Origin of the sequence: Daejeonella sp., assembly GCF_044232565.1 — a bacterium.
GTDB lineage: Bacteria > Bacteroidota > Bacteroidia > Sphingobacteriales > Sphingobacteriaceae > Daejeonella.
The window spans coordinates 1-17,910 of record NZ_JBIILQ010000032.1; the positions used below are offsets into that span (position 1 = coordinate 1).

General features: G+C 37.5%; 18 protein-coding genes. 8 read left to right on the forward strand and 10 right to left on the reverse strand.

The features are described 5' to 3' along the window. The 4 genes from ACILQF_RS03315 to ACILQF_RS03330 form a co-directional block, all read left to right on the forward strand. Positions 1-389, forward strand: a 389-nt coding sequence (locus tag ACILQF_RS03315; protein ID WP_395625995.1) for a hypothetical protein, incomplete at its 5' end; no start/stop codon positions are given. An 80-nt stretch (positions 390-469) separates the two neighbouring features. Continuing rightward, positions 470-1,831 carry a serine hydrolase gene (locus ACILQF_RS03320; protein WP_395626012.1) on the forward strand — a complete coding sequence of 454 codons (1,362 nt, stop codon included), beginning with the start codon at positions 470-472 and terminating at the stop codon, positions 1,829-1,831. Between the two features lie 180 nt (positions 1,832-2,011). Further along, a complete protein-coding gene (locus tag ACILQF_RS03325) occupies positions 2,012-2,368 on the forward strand; it encodes a type II toxin-antitoxin system RelE/ParE family toxin (protein ID WP_395625996.1) in 357 nt (118 codons plus the stop codon). Then, positions 2,346-2,657: a helix-turn-helix domain-containing protein gene (locus ACILQF_RS03330; RefSeq protein ID WP_395625997.1), complete on the forward strand. Its 312-nt coding sequence runs from the start codon at positions 2,346-2,348 to the stop codon at positions 2,655-2,657. The genes ACILQF_RS03325 and ACILQF_RS03330 overlap by 23 nt, the downstream gene beginning before the upstream one ends. 106 nt (positions 2,658-2,763) lie before the next feature. Here ACILQF_RS03330 and ACILQF_RS03335 read toward each other — a convergent pair whose 3' ends face one another. Beyond that, the gene (locus tag ACILQF_RS03335; RefSeq protein ID WP_395625998.1) at positions 2,764-3,648 is read right to left on the reverse strand and encodes a DnaJ C-terminal domain-containing protein; all 885 of its coding nucleotides are present in this window, start codon (positions 3,646-3,648) and stop codon (positions 2,764-2,766) included. Positions 3,649-3,806: 158 nt separating this feature from the next. Here ACILQF_RS03335 and ACILQF_RS03340 point away from each other — a divergent pair, with 158 nt between their 5' ends. The 4 genes from ACILQF_RS03340 to ACILQF_RS03355 all read left to right on the forward strand — a co-directional run bounded on the left by ACILQF_RS03340 (position 3,807) and on the right by ACILQF_RS03355 (position 7,015). Then, positions 3,807-4,376, forward strand: a complete 570-nt coding sequence (locus tag ACILQF_RS03340; protein WP_395625999.1) for an RNA polymerase sigma factor — start codon at positions 3,807-3,809, stop codon at positions 4,374-4,376. Further along, positions 4,357-5,139, forward strand: a complete 783-nt coding sequence (locus tag ACILQF_RS03345; protein ID WP_395626000.1) for a hypothetical protein — start codon at positions 4,357-4,359, stop codon at positions 5,137-5,139. The genes ACILQF_RS03340 and ACILQF_RS03345 overlap by 20 nt, the downstream gene beginning before the upstream one ends. An 11-nt stretch (positions 5,140-5,150) precedes the next feature. Continuing rightward, positions 5,151-5,960, forward strand: coding sequence for an outer membrane beta-barrel protein (locus ACILQF_RS03350; RefSeq protein ID WP_395626001.1), 810 nt, complete (start codon positions 5,151-5,153; stop codon positions 5,958-5,960). Between the two features lie 62 nt (positions 5,961-6,022). Continuing rightward, positions 6,023-7,015 carry an ABC transporter ATP-binding protein gene (locus ACILQF_RS03355; RefSeq protein WP_395626002.1) on the forward strand — a complete coding sequence of 331 codons (993 nt, stop codon included), beginning with the start codon at positions 6,023-6,025 and terminating at the stop codon, positions 7,013-7,015. Positions 7,016-7,063: 48 nt separating this feature from the next. Here ACILQF_RS03355 and leuB read toward each other — a convergent pair whose 3' ends face one another. From leuB to ACILQF_RS03400, 9 genes are all read right to left on the reverse strand, one after another. Continuing rightward, on the reverse strand, positions 7,064-8,122 hold the full coding sequence (leuB, locus tag ACILQF_RS03360) for a 3-isopropylmalate dehydrogenase (protein ID WP_395626003.1): 1,059 nt from the start codon (positions 8,120-8,122) through the stop codon (positions 7,064-7,066). Positions 8,123-8,375: 253 nt separating this feature from the next. Beyond that, positions 8,376-9,893: an alpha-isopropylmalate synthase regulatory domain-containing protein gene (locus ACILQF_RS03365; protein ID WP_395626004.1), complete on the reverse strand. Its 1,518-nt coding sequence runs from the start codon at positions 9,891-9,893 to the stop codon at positions 8,376-8,378. Between the two features lie 12 nt (positions 9,894-9,905). Further along, positions 9,906-10,502 (reverse strand): 3-isopropylmalate dehydratase small subunit, encoded by a 597-nt coding sequence (gene leuD / locus ACILQF_RS03370; protein ID WP_395626005.1) that lies wholly within the window; start codon positions 10,500-10,502, stop codon positions 9,906-9,908. A gap of 30 nt (positions 10,503-10,532) precedes the next feature. After that, a complete protein-coding gene (gene leuC, locus ACILQF_RS03375) occupies positions 10,533-11,927 on the reverse strand; it encodes a 3-isopropylmalate dehydratase large subunit (protein ID WP_395626006.1) in 1,395 nt (464 codons plus the stop codon). 49 nt (positions 11,928-11,976) lie between these two features. Then, positions 11,977-13,485 carry a 2-isopropylmalate synthase gene (locus tag ACILQF_RS03380; RefSeq protein ID WP_395626007.1) on the reverse strand — a complete coding sequence of 503 codons (1,509 nt, stop codon included), beginning with the start codon at positions 13,483-13,485 and terminating at the stop codon, positions 11,977-11,979. Between the two features lie 177 nt (positions 13,486-13,662). Then, positions 13,663-14,718, reverse strand: a complete 1,056-nt coding sequence (gene ilvC / locus ACILQF_RS03385; RefSeq protein ID WP_395626008.1) for a ketol-acid reductoisomerase — start codon at positions 14,716-14,718, stop codon at positions 13,663-13,665. Positions 14,719-14,781: 63 nt separating this feature from the next. Then, the gene (ilvN, locus tag ACILQF_RS03390) at positions 14,782-15,402 is read right to left on the reverse strand and encodes an acetolactate synthase small subunit (RefSeq protein ID WP_395626009.1); all 621 of its coding nucleotides are present in this window, start codon (positions 15,400-15,402) and stop codon (positions 14,782-14,784) included. A gap of 30 nt (positions 15,403-15,432) precedes the next feature. Then, a complete protein-coding gene (ilvB, locus tag ACILQF_RS03395; RefSeq protein ID WP_395626010.1) occupies positions 15,433-17,169 on the reverse strand; it encodes a biosynthetic-type acetolactate synthase large subunit in 1,737 nt (578 codons plus the stop codon). A gap of 57 nt (positions 17,170-17,226) precedes the next feature. Next, the coding region (locus tag ACILQF_RS03400; protein WP_395626011.1) for a dihydroxy-acid dehydratase at positions 17,227-17,910 on the reverse strand (684 nt) is incomplete at its 5' end.

Sequence of the window (17,910 nt, forward strand, 5' to 3'; positions counted from 1 at the left end):
GATTCAATGATTTTTCCTTTACCCGTATTCAGCCTTTTAGCAAAGGGCGTGGTTGGTTTCTAAATGCTGGAATTGATACCCATCATGGATCTTTAATGGGAACATACTGGAATGGGATGTCTTTTATTTCTAGCAATGGAATGCCGCTGTATCAAAGTGTTTCTCAGCACATCAATCATGTTGGATTCACAGAAAAAAATAGAAAGTTAATCATGCTTCGCTATTCCTACCAAAAGCAGTTAATTCCTAATCTTTACCTCGATTTTAGATTTGAACCTTATATGGATTTAGGCCGTCCGGCAGGGAGTAGAAAGATTGAGTTTTCTAACTCCTCATTCCTAGTTTACAGGCAATCATTTAAGCTTTTAAAGCCTAAGGTGGATAGGTAAAATTTTAGTCTATTCTTCTGCCAAATAAAATAACTAATATATTCATGAAAAAGACGATCATCATATTCATGTTAACACTTATGTCAAACCTAGTGTTTTCACAAAACGATAGACAAAATAAGGTGTTCGCGGGTTTTAAAGAAAATTATAACGCAGGTAATTTTGAAAATATTTTTAATAGCTTTTCTATTGAAATGCAAAGGGCTTTGCCCTTAGGTAAAGCAAAGGAGTTTTTTGGCGGACTTAAATTGCAAGCCGGAAATATAAAAGATGGAAATTTTATAAAACTTGAAAATTCTTTTTTTGCGGTTTATAAAACATATTTTGAAAAATCAATTCTGGCGGTTAATATTTCAATTGATGAAAATAGTTTGATAAACGGGCTCAATATTAAACCTTTTATTGAAGACGATAAATCAAAATTGATAAATGATTTGTTAGACTTTCCAGTTGATGTGGCCAAGAGTATTCACTCCAAAACAAAGGATTTCCCTGATAAAACTCAATTATCAATAGCTACTTTGAAAAACGGCAATGTTAATTATTATGGAATAATTATCGAAAATGACACCATTAAATCAATTGAAAACCAAAATAGAATTTTTGAAATTGGCTCAATTACAAAAGTTTTCACTGCAACAGTTTTAGCTTCATTAGTTATTGATAAAGATTTGCGATTAAATAATTATGTAAATGATTATTACCCATTTGCATTCAATAATAATACAAAAATAAATTTTGAAGACTTAGCTAATCATACCTCTGGATTACCACGATTGCCCAAAAATTTAGATTTGTCAAATGAGCTCAATCCTTATAAAAATTATGGAGAGAAGGAGTTGCATGAATATTTGGACAAGCTCTTAGAAATGGAAAACAGTACAGAAAAAAAATATGGTTATTCAAATTTAGGAGCTGGGTTATTGGGTCATACATTAGGACTTTCCCAAAAAGTAAATTTTACTGATTTATTAGAAAAAAGAATTTTCAGTAAATATAAAATGAAAAATTCTTACTCAAGTGTTAAGGGTATTGAAAATAAAATTGTAAAAGGTTTAGATAGTAAAGGTGAAGAGCTAAGTAACTGGGAATTTGATGTTCTTTTTGGGGGAGGCGGTATACTATCAAACACCGAAGATTTAGTAAAATTTGCTCAAGCGCAGTTTGATAAAAGCAACAAGGAATTGGAATTAACTAGAGATCCAACTTTCATCATTAACGATAAGATGAAAATTGGTTTAGGTTGGCATATTTTAAAAACTGATAATGATTTTAATTGGATTTGGCATAATGGAGGAACTGGTGGATATTCTTCATCAATCGTTTTAGACGTAGAAAAGAAAAACGGTGTGATAATTTTATCTAATGTTTCAGGGTTTAATCCGAAAACTGGCAATATCGATAAATTATGCTTTGAGTTAATGAAATTGGTTGAGAATTAGTTTTATTCATTAGAAAGATATCTCAATTTTTTTCTTCCATTTTATTTCCTTTCAAATTGTATCCAAATACATATAGTTTATAAGCTTTTATAATAATGCCTGAGAAGAGAGCGAAAAATAGTGTAAATATTGTTATCTAATTAGCTAACTTTGCGGTCATGAGTTAAATTTTATTTGTTAATGGGAAAAGGCTTTTTGAGAGATATTTTTTATTACGAAAATTATTATTTAGAGTTTTTCGAAGGTTTACGTCCCGAGGTAAAAAAGAAATTTAACTGGACTTTACAGTTGATTGCAACTGTAGAGAAAATTCCTAAAAAATATTTTGACCATATGTCTAATTCAACAGGGATTTTTGAAATACGTGTTGAAGTTGGTTCAGATATTTTTAGAGTATTTAGTTTTTTTGATAAGGGAAATTTGATCATCCTGCTTAATGGATTTCAAAAAAAGACACAAAAGACTCCTAAAAATCAATTGGAATTGGCAGAAAAACTTAAAAAACAATATTTCGATGAAAAACAAAACATTAAATAAGAAACTGACTTCCTTTTCCGAGCATTTGGATTTTCAGTATGGTAAACTTGGAACAGCTGATAGAGATCAATATGAAGAAGAATTTGAAGCTTTTAAATTAGGAGCTATGATTCAAGAACTCCGTAAAGAGCAGGGTTTGACCCAGGAACAACTTGCGCAAAAATGTGGGACTACTAAAACCTATATTTCAAGAATCGAGAATAATGCGAGTGATATTAGACTTTCGACTTTAATGCGCATTATAAGACAAGGACTTGGTGGGAATTTAAAGCTTAATGTGACACATTAGCGTTTCGACAATTTGGTTTTTGTCTTCTAAATTCCTTACCGTTAATAGAATTATTCTGATTCTCTGCCATATAGTAAATTAGCTTATTTCCCTTGTAAGTCCCGATTTATTTCTGCGTATTCTTCAATTCGCTAAACAACTCCTTTTCCTTTTCTGTCAAATCGCTTGGTATTTTTACGCTATAGCTAATGTACAAATCGCCAAACAGGCTTTCATTTTTATAAACTGGAAAACCTTTTCCTTTTAATTTCACTTTTGTTCCATTTTGCGTACCTGGTTTTACCTTAAGTTTTACCTTTCCGCTAAGGGTGTCAATTTGAATTTCATCACCCAGAATGGCGGTGTACAAATCTATTTCATTGTTTTTATATAGGTCATTACCTTTACGTTTAAATTCAGGGTCTTCATTAATTAAGAAGGTGAGAAAAAGATCACCATTGGGGCCACCGTTTCTCCCAGCAGCTCCATGCCCCTTGATTTTAATAATTTGTCCGTTTTCAACACCTGCCGGAATCGTTAGTCGGATGTTTTTCCCATTTACAGTAATGGTTCTTTGTTGTGTGGTATAAACATCTCTTAAATTTAGGCGGAGCTCTGCATTAAAGTCTTGCCCCTTTAAATTAGCCTGCCTTGCCGAACCACCAAACATAGAACTGAAAAAATCTGAGAAGTCGCTTTCCCCGAAATCCCCTGAATAGCCTTGTTGCCTTCCTGAAGTACGTCCGCTTCCTGAGTTGCGTGGTCCCGCCGACTCATACTGTCCAGCATGCTTCCAGTCCTTGCCGAACTGATCGTATTTTTTTCTTTTAATAGGGTCGCTCAATACCTCGTTGGCCTCATTTACTTCCTGAAACTTCTTCTGTGCATTTTGGTCGTTTGGATTTACATCGGGATGGTATTTCCTTGCTTGTTTGCGGTATGCGTTTTTAATTTCCTTTTCGGTAGCATTCTTGCCAATACCTAAAATTTGATAGTAATCTACAAATGCCATGAATTAAGAGTTTTGCTAAGGTAAAACGATGTGTTTCACCACAAAGAATAGAATTACACTAATTTAACTAAACTTTTACCATTTCTTAAGTATTTATTCCATTTTTTTTCTGTGCATGCAACTGTTTTTCCAAGTTTAGCATCTTACCTTTAAAGAATATGAATTTGGCTTATACGTACACGATAGATAGTTTGCTTGAAGGATGCAAAAAGGGTGATCGAAAAGCTCAGGAAAGTCTGTATAAGACTCTTTCTTCCCGGATGATGGGTGTTTGTATGCGTTATGCAAAAGATACGAATGAGGCAGAAGATGTATTGCAAATGGGTTTTGTAAAAGTTTTTCAGAAAATTGCTGATTTCAGAGGGGATGGGTCGTTTGAGGGTTGGATTAGGAGGATTATGGTAAATACCGCCATTGAATCGTACCGTAAAAACTTGAGAAACTTAAATATTGTGGATATTGATGAGGTTTACGATCAGCCTCAAACTACCTTTGATATGAGTGGATTAGAGTTAAAGGATTTACTAAAGCTGGTGCAGCAATTATCAAATGGCTACCGACTTGTATTTAATATGTATGTGATTGAGGGATTCTCACACAAGGAAATAGCTGCCGAACTCGGGATAAGTGAGGGTGCTTCGAAGTCTCAGTTATCAAGGGCAAGGGCAATATTAAAAGGAAAAATTATTAAAATGGAGGGCTTAGATTATGCATCCCATATCGGATAAAGAATTGGATAAATTATTCCAGCAGCGTTTTGAAGATCTTCAAGTGGAGCCTTCAACTCAGGTTTGGGAAAAAATCTCCAAGGGATTGGACAATAGAAAACCAGGGAGAAAATCATTTTCAATCTTTTGGATGGCTGCAGCTAGTGTGATTGTGGTGCTTTCTGCAGGATTGTGGTTTACAAAACCAGACCAAGAAATGCATCTTCAGAAGAGTCCTGCAATGCTTAATAAAAATAGTCTAGAGCTTGCACAATTGCCTGTTATTGAAGATGTTAAACAGCCAGCTTTAGCAGAAGTGAAGCAAGTTTCAATCGCTGCGGCTATCGTTGAATTCTCAGTGGATGAATCGTTAAAAATGGATCCGAAATTAGTGAATCAACCTCTCCTTGTACTGCCTGAAATCAAGCCCGAAGAAGAACAAGCTACACTAATAATTGCGTCCAATACTGCCACAAAGCCAATCTTGGGTCAGTCAAAGCAAACGATAGCGGTTCCGTCAAGGTTTTCTGGTGATCAATCGACACCCGCCATAAGTCAGCCGGTTCTGTTAACCTCAATTAGCAAACAAGCAAGTAGTTTTTTTGAAGATGATCGTTCAAGTGCCAGAAACAAGAAAGTTAAAGGGATAGGAGGCTTGGTAAATTTTGTAATTGCGCAAGTAGATAAACGTGAAAATAAACTGATCGAGTTTACTGAAAGCGATGAGGGTACTGAAGTTTCGGGAATAAATTTAGGAGTGTTATTAATTAAAAGTAGAAAATAAAATCTGTAGAAATGAAAAGAATATTAATTTTTAGTGCCCTGTCTATGTTTATGGCAGGAGTTAATGCACAGCAAAAAAAGGATACGGTTATTGTAGTAACTCGTGATACCACTAGTGATAACAAAAAAAGTATCGTGATTAGACTTGGTTCAACTGACTCTAGAAGTGATACTATTGCAGTGCCACTTAAGGCAAAGGATAAATTTAAACTCCATTTTACAGCAACTCGTTTTGATTTCGGGATAAGTACCTACTTGGATAAAGGGAGCTTTACATTAAGCCCTGAGAATTCTTTTCTTGAGCGTGAAACAGCAAAGAGTACTAATTTCGGCTTTGATTTTTTACAAATGGGCTATCGATTTAATAAATATTTTAAAATTTATACTGGTGCTGGGCTTGATTGGAATCATATGCGTTTAAAGCAAAATATCACCATTCAAAAATCAAAACCAACATTAACCTATGTTACTGAAAGTGTTGAATATAAGAAGAATCGTTTCTCAAGTCAGTATCTGCGTATTCCTTTGGCCTTTCAATTCCGATCCAATGCCTATAAAAAAGGCAATCATATGCATTTTGTTTTTGGACCGGAAGTTGGATTTCTGTTGAACGGGAAAGTGAAACAAATTAGTAAAGAGAATGGTAAAGAAAAGTTTAAGGATGACTATAATCTAAACCCATTTAGATATGGAGCTGTTGCTAGATTGGGCTATGGTGGAACAGGTATTTATGTTAAATATTATGGCAATGATGTTTTCGCAGAAGGTCAAGGGCCTTCAGATTTTAAGAACTTATCTTTCGGAATTACATTAGGATTGTAAAATTATCTTAAAAGTCCCGCCTTCGCTATCATGCTAAGGCGGGTTTTTTTATATTTGAAACCATGTTGCAGCCTATTATTTCTCTCGAAAATGTAAGTAAGCACTATGCTGAAAACTCTTCAGCAGGTGTTCATTCAATCAATCTAACTATTCAGAAGGGTGATTTTATTGCCATTGTTGGTGAGAGTGGTAGTGGGAAGAGTACTTTGCTGAAACTTATCTATGGACTTCTACTTCCTGATTCGGGTGGGCTTTTATTCAAAGGTGACCCTCTAAATGGTCCGATTGATAAATTAATTCCAGGCCATGATTCCATGAAAATGCTCAATCAGGACTTCAATCTCAATATTTATGCGAGAGTCTATGAAAACATAGAAAGTATGCTTTCGAATGAAGACTTGAAGTCGAAGAAGGAGAAGGCGCAAAAAATGATGAATTTTCTAAGAATTGATCATTTGGCTAACAAAAAAGTTGTTGAATTAAGTGGTGGTGAGCAACAGCGCGTTGCATTGGCAAGAGCTATTATCACGGAACCGGAAGTTTTACTGCTTGATGAACCATTTAGTCAGCTTGATGCCTTATTAAAAACCCAATTCCGTGCCGATTTAAAAAGGTTAAATAAAGAAATGGGGATTACTGTTATCCTTGTATCACATGATCCTGTTGATGGACTAACCCTTGCCAACCAGATGGTTATTTTAAAAGATGGAAAATTGATAGAATCGGGTAAGCCGGATAAAATATATTTAGCACCAGCATTCATTTATACGGGCAAATTGCTAGCCAATGCCTTTGTTTTATCTGCAGAAGAAGCTCATAAAATGGGTATAAGAACAAAAAAAGAAAATGTGATGATTTATCCCGAATGGGTGCAGCTAAAAAGTAGCTGGGGTAGTAAGGGCTATTTGATTAAAGATATTTTCTTTAAGGGATTTTATGAAGATCTGCTTTTGGAAAGAGATGGCGTTCAGCTCATTGCTATGAATCCTAAACCGGGAATTTATGGAAAAGAACAAAAGGTACAGGTTGTAATTAATAACTATATAGAATATTAAGGCTGACCCTTTTTACAATAATGTCAACCTTAATATCTGAAATATTCATTAAATATTCTTTGCTAACCAATCGCCAACTTCAGTAGTTTTGTAAGCCTGATTATTACCTGAAATATCTTCAGTTACAATACCTTCAGCTAAGGATTTATTAACTACTTGGCGAATTAACTCAGCTTCTTCTTTTAATCCAAATGCATCTTCAAACATCATAGCAGCTGATAGGACAGTAGCCAAAGGATTTGCGATATTTTTACCGGCAGCCTGAGGATAAGATCCGTGTATTGGCTCAAATAATGAGGTATGAAGCCCTATCGATGCGGATGGCATTAATCCCATTGAGCCTGAAATTACAGATGCCTCATCCGTTAAAATATCACCAAAAAGATTTTCAGTAATCATTACATCATACGTATTTGGCCATTGCACTAATCGCATAGCTACAGCATCCACAAATTCATAACTGACAGTCACTTCAGGGTAGTCTTTTTCCATGTCTTGCACGGTTTCTCTCCATAAACGTGAGCTCTCAAGAACATTGGCTTTATCCACACAGCAAAGTCTCTTACTTCTGTTCATTGCCATTTCAAAACCTAATTTTGCCAGACGGGTAATTTCATCTCGTGTATAAGTACACGTATCAAAAGCGGTATTACCATTGTCTTTTCTTCCGCGTTCACCAAAATAGATACCTCCAGTTAATTCACGTAGAATGATGAGGTCAGTTCCTTCAATTCGCTCTCTTTTTAAAGGGGAGTTATCTATTAAAGATGGAAAAGTAAATGTTGGACGAACATTGGCAAACAAGCCCAGTTTTTTACGCATTTTTAAGAGACCTTGCTCTGGCCTTACAGCTGCTTTCGGGTCATTATCATATTTTGGATGACCAATAGCTCCAAAAAGAATAGCATCTGCAGCCATACATACCTCATGAGTTGAATCAGGGTAGGGCTCACCACAGGCATCTATGGCACAGGCTCCTGTTAATGCAGAAGTCCAGTTAATTTGATGACTAAATTTTACAGCAATTGCATTACATACTTTTACTGCCTGGTCAATTACCTCCGGACCAATTCCATCTCCAGCTAATAGGGCTATATTTAAATTCATTTTTTTATCAGTTATCAGTTATCGGTTTTCAGTTATACGAAATCTATAATTCTTTAAAAACATGTTATTCTTTATAATTTGGTTCTTTTTGATCCTCGTTCTTTTCTCCAAAACAGTCTTGCTGGGTGTACAATCAAATAATTTACTCAAATTTTGTCCTTACTCTTTTCTCCTTATTCCTTGCTCCTTTTACAATCTTCCAAATCAGTGGTCGCATGTCTGATAACTGACAACAGCTAACTGATAATTCTTTTTAAATAATATTAAGCATTTTCTGTGTCGATTTAATGGCACAAACAGTTTGGTCTGAATCCAGACCTCTAGTTATGAATTTTTTATTTGGGGCTTCCCAAGTAATAATGGTTTCACAGAGGGCATCAGAATTACTCCCGGGAGCAATTCGAACTGCGTAATCAATCAGTTTCGGTAGGCATAAATCTTTTTTAGCATAAACCTTTGCCAGTGCTTTCATAAAGGCATCAAATTGACCGTCGCCTTGCGCATTGGCTTCAAAAAGTTCACCATCTATTCTTACGGATATCGTAGCGGAGGGTCTCAAACCTTTAGAATGGGTTAAGACATAAGATTCTATTACCACTTTATCTATACTTGTATTACTATTGAGTACATCCGAAATGATGTAGGGTAAATCTTCCTTGGTAACCGTTTCTTTCATGTCTCCAAGTTCGATAACGCGCTGGGTAACCTTTTTTACATCCTCATCACTTAGTTTTAAGCCGAGTTCCTGCAAATTTTTCTCAATATTAGCCTTGCCGGATGTTTTTCCTAGTGCATAGCTTCGTTTTCTGCCAAATCGTTCCGGTAGAAGATCATTAAAATAGAGGTTCTTCTTATTATCTCCATCTGCGTGGATACCTGCAGTTTGTGTAAATACATTCTCGCCGATAATGGGCCTATTTGCAGGGATTCTGATGCCAGAAAATGTCTCAACGAGCTTACTTACTGTATAAATAGCTTCCTCATTAATATTATTATCTAGCTCTGGCATGAAATCATTGAGCGCAGCCACCGCACTGGCAATTGAGGCATTTCCAGCTCTTTCACCCATTCCATTCACTGTTAAGTGTAAACCGTCGGCACCCGCCCTAATCGCCTCCAAGATATTAGCATTTGCCAAATCATAGTCGTTATGAGCATGAAAATCTATGTGCATTTCAGGATATCTCAATTTGATCTCCGAAATGTACTTAAACGTTTCAGTGGGGGTTAAAATACCTAAGGTATCGGGCAACATCACTCTTTTTATAGGCTGGCTCGATAAGAAGTGGAGGTATTGATAAACATAATCTGGAGAGTTCCGCATACCATTACTCCAGTCTTCGAGATAAATATTACTTGAAATGCCAAGTTTTTGTGCTTGCTCAATAATGGTCCCAATTTCGGAAAAATGTTGCTCTGGACTCTTTTTAAGTTGATGGGTGAGGTGGTTTAATGAACCTTTTGTCAATAAGTTTTGAACCTTCACACCAGTATTGGCCATCCATTCGATGGATACACCATAATCAACAAATGATAGAACCTCAATTCTATTGGTGTAACCATGGAAATTAGCCCAATCCATAATAGCCTTAACGGATGCAAATTCTCCTTCTGATACCCGTGCAGAGGCAATCTCTACGCGGTCAACTCTAAGTTCTTCAAGTAGCAGTTGTGTAATGGTCTGCTTTTCTGAAATTGAGAAGGAAACTCCTGATGTTTGTTCACCATCACGGAGTGTTGTATCCATTATTTCTATTTTCCTTTTTTCCATTGAGACCCTAAATTATAAAGGAAGTTTTGTGGCAAATTGTTCTATTTCACTTTTGATATTTTGCAGATAATCAATGTCGTCAAAGCCATTTATCATATTATCTTTCTTGTAGGCGCTAATTTCAAATGTTTCTTTTTCGCAAGTAGATAAAATGCTGATGCTCTGATCTAGTAGATTTACTTCTAATTCAGTTTTCGGATCTGCTTCGATTGCACGGAAGATTTTTTCTGCAAATTCGGAACTAACCTGAACGGGTAAAACACCAATGTTTAAGCAATTGTTTTTGAAGATGTCAGCAAAAAAGCTAGAAATAACGCATCTGAAGCCATAATCATATACCGCCCATGCTGCATGTTCTCTTGATGATCCAGATCCAAAATTCTTTCCACCAACAAGTATTTTGCCGCTATAAATAGGATTGTTCAGCACAAATTCGCTTTTGGGTGTATCGTCTGTATTATATCTCCAGTCGCGGAAAAGGTTGTCGCCAAAGCCTACACGCTCCGTAGCCTTTAAAAAACGTGCTGGTATTATTTGGTCGGTATCTACGTTTTCTATTGCCAATGGAACCGCAGTACTTTTAAGTATGTTGAATTTATCGTAAGCCATTTTATTTTCTTTTTGTGTAAACGCCTAATATTAAATAAGTGTTCTTGGATCTGTTACTACTCCTGTAATTGCAGCTGCTGCGGCAACAAGGGGGCTAGCAAGGAGGGTTCTTGACCCCGGTCCTTGGCGCCCTTCAAAGTTCCTATTAGATGTGCTTACCGCGTATTTTCCTGCTGGAATTTTATCATCATTCATGGCAAGACATGCCGAACAACCTGGCTGGCGTAAGGTAAATCCTGCCTTATTTAAAATGTCAAGTAATCCTTCTTCTTTAATCTGTGCCTCCACAATATGTGATCCAGGAACAAGCCAAGCGGTTATGTGATCTGCTTTTTTCTTTCCTTTCACAATGGATGTAAATGCTCTGAAATCTTCGATTCGGCCATTCGTGCAACTACCGATAAATACGTAGTCTACTTTTTTGCCCATCATCGACTCACCTTCATTAAAGCCCATGTAGTTCAATGATTTTGTATACGATGCTACACCACCTTCAACCTCAATAGCGTTTGGAATAGATTTTGAAATTCCCATGCCCATACCCGGATTAGTTCCGTAAGTAATCATTGGTTCGATAGAATTGCCATCGTAACTATACTCAATATCGAAAATAGCGTCAGACTCAGTTTTTAAGGATCTGTAATAGGTTAGTGCTTTATCCCATGCTTCATCCTTCGGACTAAATTCACGTCCTTGAACATAATTTATGGTCGTTTCGTCAGGAGCAATCATTCCGCCTCTGGCACCCATTTCAATACTAAGGTTGCAAACTGTCATACGTCCTTCCATGGTCATATTTTCGAAAATTTCGCCGGCATATTCAACAAAATAGCCTGTTGCTCCCGATGTTGAAAGCTGAGAAATGATAAATAGAGCAACATCTTTAGGCGTTACGCCTTTGCCAAGTTGCCCATTGATATTGATCCTCATTTTTTTTGGCTTTTCCTGCATGATACACTGAGTGGCCAGAACCATCTCAACTTCAGAAGTTCCAATTCCAAATGCAATGGCGCCAAATGCACCATGGGTTGACGTATGAGAATCACCACAAACAATGGTTGCTCCTGGTTGTGTGATGCCATATTCTGGTCCCACAACATGAACAATCCCGTTTTTTTGATGACCTAGACCCCAATAACTTATACCGTATTCATTTGAATTCGATTCTAAAGCCTTCAATTGATTTGCAGAGAGTGGGTCTTGAACTGGCAAATGCTGATTTATAGTAGGAGTATTATGATCAGCTGTTGCGAAGGTTCGCTCAGGATACAATACCTTAATACCTCTACTTTTTAGTCCGAGGAAAGCCACCGGACTAGTCACTTCATGAATCAGATGTCTGTCGATAAATAACACATCTGGACCACCTTCAATCTTACGAATTACGTGAGAATCCCACACTTTGTCAAACAATGTTTTGCTCATTTTTTTTAGTATTTAGTATGTAGTACTTAGTATTTAGTACTGAGTTATTTTACACAAATTTGTTCAATGCATCTATATAGGCATTGGCAGAAGCACGAACGATATCGGTGCTAAAACCGTAACCTTTATAGGATTTTCCCTCACTGGAAACGCGCATATCAACCTTGCTAACATCATCACTACCACTATGCATTGCATGGATGTTAAATTCTTTGATGTTAAAGCTTTTACCAATAATTTGTTCAATTGCTTTGATTGTAGCATCTACAGGTCCATTTCCTTTGGCCCTTGCTTCACTATCTTTTCCTTTATAATTTAATATTACAGTGGCTTCGGGACCATCATGGTCGCCGCAAACTACTTTAAGCGCTTTTATAGCAAGTCCGTTTTTATAATTGTTTTCCGTTTCATGTCCCATTAAGAACAAAATATCATCGTCTTTTATTTCTTTTTTGCCATCTGCAAGGGTTAAAAAACGTTCGTAAACCTGATCAAGGTCAATACGCTCGATTGTATAACCTAAACGTTCTAGGTGGTGATTTAAGGCATGGCGTCCACTGCGGGCGGTTAGGATAATCTCAGATTGATTAATTCCTACATCCTCAGGGTTTATAATTTCATAAGTTTCTCTGTTTTTTAAAACGCCATCTTGGTGAATGCCTGAGCTATGTGCAAATGCATTTTTACCGACAATTGCCTTATTTGCTTGGACTGGCATGCGCATCATGCGGCTTACCATTCCACTTAATTCAAATAAATGTTTACTGTTTATTTTATGTGTAAAATTTAAACTATGGTGGGTTTTGAGGATCATTACAATTTCTTCTAATGCAGTATTTCCAGCGCGCTCACCGATTCCATTGATGGTGCATTCTACCTGTCGTGCACCATTCTGAATGCCAGAAATACTGTTCGCAGTCGCTAGTCCGAGGTCGTTATGGCAGTGCACAGAAATTATTGCTTGATCAATATTTTTGACGTTTTCTTTCAAAAAACGAATTTTTTCACCGTATTGTTCTGGAAGACAATACCCATTGGTGTCGGGAATATTAACTACCGTTGCACCTGCTTCGATAACTGCCTCCACCATTTTTGCTAAATATTCATTATCAGCTCTGCCCGCATCTTCAGCATAAAACTCAATATCCTCCACAAAACTTTTTGCGTATTTAACCGCTTCAACAGCTCGCTCTAAAATTGCCTCTCGATTGCTATTGAATTTATATTTTATGTGATTGTCGGATGCGCCAATACCTGTGTGAATACGTGGTCTTTTTGCGAACTTTAGGGCTTCGGCAGCACAATCAATATCGCCTTTATTGGCTCGGGTTAGTGCACAGATGATAGGTTCACGTACCGCTTTGGAAAGCTCAAGCACGCTTTGAAAATCACCGGGACTTGAGATTGGGAATCCTGCTTCAATTACATCTACGCCAAGGATCTCAAGAGATTTGGCAATTTCAATTTTCTCAACCGTAGAGAGCTGACAGCCTGGAACTTGCTCGCCATCTCTTAGTGTGGTATCAAAAATATAGATGCGGTTGGGATCGTGTAACATATTTATAAATTATAAAGCATTTCCGCTTTTTGATTCTCCAATGGTAAATTAATTCTTTTTTAAAATTTAATTTTCTACCCTAAAGAGCGTTTAATAGTGGTTTGAAGCATTTAATTTTTTGAAGAGAAAAATGAAATTTAAGCTCAGGAAAATTTCGCGAGCTTAAATTTCAAAAACTTATTTTTCAGGCTGATTTTCTGGGCGTAAGCTTCTTACTGCCTGACCTGCCTGCCAAATTTCGCTGTCGCGCAAAATCTTTAACTCCGCTTCAAGTTTTACACGGTAATCTGGTTGGCTATTTAATTTTATGGTTCTTTCTGCTTCCTTTCCAGATGCTACACTGTCATACAACTCATCAAAAACTGGTTGAGTTGCATCACGGAAACGTCCTTTCCAGTCTAAGGCTCCACGTTGTGCTGTTGTTGAACAATTAGCATACATCCAATCCATACCATTTTCAGCAACTAAGGGCATTAAGCTTTGTGTAAGCTCTTCAACAGTTTCATTAAATGCTTCGGATGGTGAATGGCCATTTCTACGTAAAGTATTGTATTGTGCTTCGAATATTCCAGCAATAGCACCCATCAAAGTTCCACGCTCACCGGTAAGGTCAGAGAAAACTTCCTTACGGAAATCAGTCTCAAATAAGTATCCAGAACCAACACCAATACCTAAGGCAATTGCCCGGTCTCTTCCTTTTCCCGTTGCATCCTGGTGGATAGCAAATGAAGAATTCAAGCCTTTGCCAGCTAGGAATAGACGGCGCAATGAAGTACCTGAACCTTTAGGAGCAACTAAAATAACATCTACATCTGCTGGTGGAATAATTCCTGTTTGCTCTTTATAAGTGATACCAAATCCATGAGAGAAGTATAATGCTTTCCCCGGACTTAAATATTTCTTAATGGTTGGCCAAAGTGCAATTTGTCCTGCATCTGATAAAAGGTATTGAATAATCGTTCCTTTTTCAGCAGCTTCTTCAATTTCAAATAGCGTTACACCAGGAACCCAGCCATCTGCGATAGCCTTGTCCCATGTTTTAGATTCTTTACGCTGTCCGATAATTACATTGATGCCATTGTCGCGCAGGTTTAACGCTTGCCCGGGACCTTGAACTCCATAGCCGATAATTGCTATAGTTTCATTTTTAAGAACTTCACGTGCTTTGTCTAAAGGAAATTCTTCGCGGGTTACTACCTCTTCTACAACCCCACCGAAATCGATCTTTGCCATATTGTTTTGTTTTTGATTTTATTTTTTAATGAGTGATATAAATAATATTGTCTGTTTTTGGATCTACATCGTGAAGATCTTCTGCCCATTGTTAAGAAATTCATTTTCAGCTGTTTCTTCGCCAGGTTCCGCCTTTTCGAACTCACGTAGTTTGCGGTTGAAGCCATCGCTATGTTTAATGATTGCTACCCTCGCACTACGCACAAATTCTATTAGGCCAAAAGGTTGTAGAATTTTGATTAATGCATCTGTTTCTTCTCGGTGTCCGGTAGTCTCAAAAACGGTGTAGTCTTTTCGAATGACAACTGCTCGTGCACCGTTTTCTCGTAATAAGCGTTCTACGCTGGCCTTCTCTGCAATGATATCTGTAGGTACTTTATAGAGGGCGAGCTCTTGCCAAATCACCTCGTCGTTAGTATTAAAGTATACTTTTAATACTTCAACTTGCTTTTCTATTTGCCTGGAGAGCTTTTTTACCACATCTTCCGTCTCTTGCACTACAATGTTAAATCGATGAATACTTTCAATTTCAGAGGGGGAGGTATTAAGGCTATGAATATTTATTTTGCGTCTAGTGAAAATAATAGCGATCCTATTTAGGAGCCCGATTTGGTTTTCGGTGTACACTGTGATATTATATTCCTGTCTCCCAGAAGATTTTTCTATCTCGTTTTGATTGCTCATGTTTTCTTATCTATTGCTGATGAACATTTATTATTTCAATCTGATTTCACTAACGCTACATCCCTGTGGAACCATTGGAAATACATTATTTTCTTTCATAACCATTACCTCCAAAAGGAATGAACCCTTGTTATCCAGCATTTCTTTCAAGGCTGGACCAAGATTTGCACGTTCAGAAATATTTCTGCCTTTAATACCGTAGGCTGCTGCAACGGCCACAAAATCAGGACTTTGTATATCAACGAAAGAATAGCGATTCTCATTAAAAAGCTCTTGCCATTGCCTTACCATCCCTAAAAAACGGTTGTTTAAAATCACGATTTTTACATCAACGCCACTTTGCATGATTGTGCCAAGTTCCTGCAGCGTCATTTGAAAGCCGCCATCGCCAATCACGGCAACAACTGTTTTTTGTAATGCGCCAAACTTTGCTCCAATTGCTGCAGGAAGTGCAAAGCCCATGGTTCCTAATCCGCCACTCGTTACATTACTCCTGCTATTATTTAATTTAGCATACCTGCAGGCCACCATTTGGTGCTGACCAACATCTGTAACAATTATTGCTTCACCTTTTGTTAATTCATTTAGTTGATGAATCACTTCCCCCATGGTGAGTTCACCACTTGTTGGATGAAGCTCATTTTGGATTACTGCATCAAATTCTTTTTTGTCGAAATCTCTAAATTTCTGCAACCATGCGGTATGCTCTTTTTGCTGTATTAGCTCTATTAAGGCCGGAATAGTTTCCTTACAATCGCCCCAAACTGGTACAGTTGTTTGCACATTTTTATCAATTTCAGAAGGATCGATATCTAAATGAATAATTTTTGCCTGTTTTGCATATTTATCTAAGCGACCGGTTACGCGATCGTCAAATCGCATACCAATGGCAATAAGTACATCACATTCATTAGTTAGCACATTTGGCCCATAATTTCCATGCATTCCCAACATTCCAACGTTTAAGGGATGGCTTGTAGGAATAGCTCCTGCACCAAGAATGGTCCATGCAGCGGGAATACCACTTTTTTCTACTAAAGCTTTGAACTCTTTCTCCGCTTCCCCCAAAATAACCCCTTGGCCCCAAATAATGAATGGTTTCTTTGCTTGGTTGATTAATTCGGCCGCCCGCTGGATGTATTCCTTTCTAATTAATGGCTTCGGGCGGTAGCTACGAATGTGATTGCAAGGAGTATATCCACTATAATTAAATTTTTGTAGCTGCGCATTTTTGGTGATATCAATTAATACCGGACCTGGTCTGCCGCTTCTTGCGATATAAAACGCTTTACTGATTGCTTCTGGAATTTCATTAGCATCTGTAACTTGATAATTCCATTTAGTAACTGGAGTTGTGATGTTAATGACATCAGTTTCTTGGAAAGCATCCGTTCCCAAAAGGTGAGCAAATACCTGTCCCGTGATACAAACCAAAGGAGTACTGTCAATCATGGCATCTGCAAGACCTGTAACTAAATTTGTTGCGCCAGGACCGCTAGTTGCGAACACCACACCAACTTTTCCGGATGTTCTTGCGAAACCCTGACCCGCATGAATTCCGCCTTGTTCATGTCTTACCAGAATATGGTTTAATTTCTCTTTGTAATCGTATATAGCATCATAGATTGGCATAATTGCGCCTCCAGGATATCCGAAAATTACATTTGTGCCTTCTGCAATTAAGGCTTCAAGTAAAGCTACAGAGCCCGAGACTTCCTTAGTCTCTGCTTGTTTAGTTTTACTTAAAATCGGCTGCACGGTTTCCATAATAATTTCTTTATTTTTATTAATAGAGCGAATGATTAAACTCTCATTTGCTAATTTTTAATCTTCGTCTGTTACACAACCCTCGGAAGCGTTTTTCACCAGTTTAAAATATTTGAATAAAACTCCATTTTTTACTGGAGGCTCCGGTTGCTGCCAACGTTCCCTTCTTAGGGTCATTTCCTCATCCGAGATTATTACATTAATTGAATTATTGATGGCACTAATTTCTATGGTATCGCCATCTTGAACTAAGCCAATATTGCCGCCTTCAAATGCTTCAGGGGTTATGTGACCAACCACAAAGCCATGTGTTCCACCAGAGAAGCGGCCATCAGTAATCAGTGCAACAGATGATCCTAAGCCAGCACCGAATATGGCGGAGGTAGGTTTTAACATCTCAGGCATTCCTGGAGCGCCTCTGGGACCAACATTGCGGATTACGACAACGTCGCCAGCTTTTACTTTGCCACTGCTGATACCATGAATTAATTCGAATTCTCCATCAAATACTTTTGCGGGACCAATAAATGATTCCCCTTCTTTGCCGCTAATTTTTGCTACTGAGCCCAATGGGGCAAGGTTTCCATATAGCATTTGTAAATGGCCAGTTCTTTTAACAGGGTTTTCGTAGGGCAGAATAACATCCTGTGTATTGAAGTCTAAATCAGTAGCATCTGCTAAATTTTCGGCGAGTGTTTTGCCTGTAACAGTCAGACAATCGCCATGAATTAACCCTTTTTG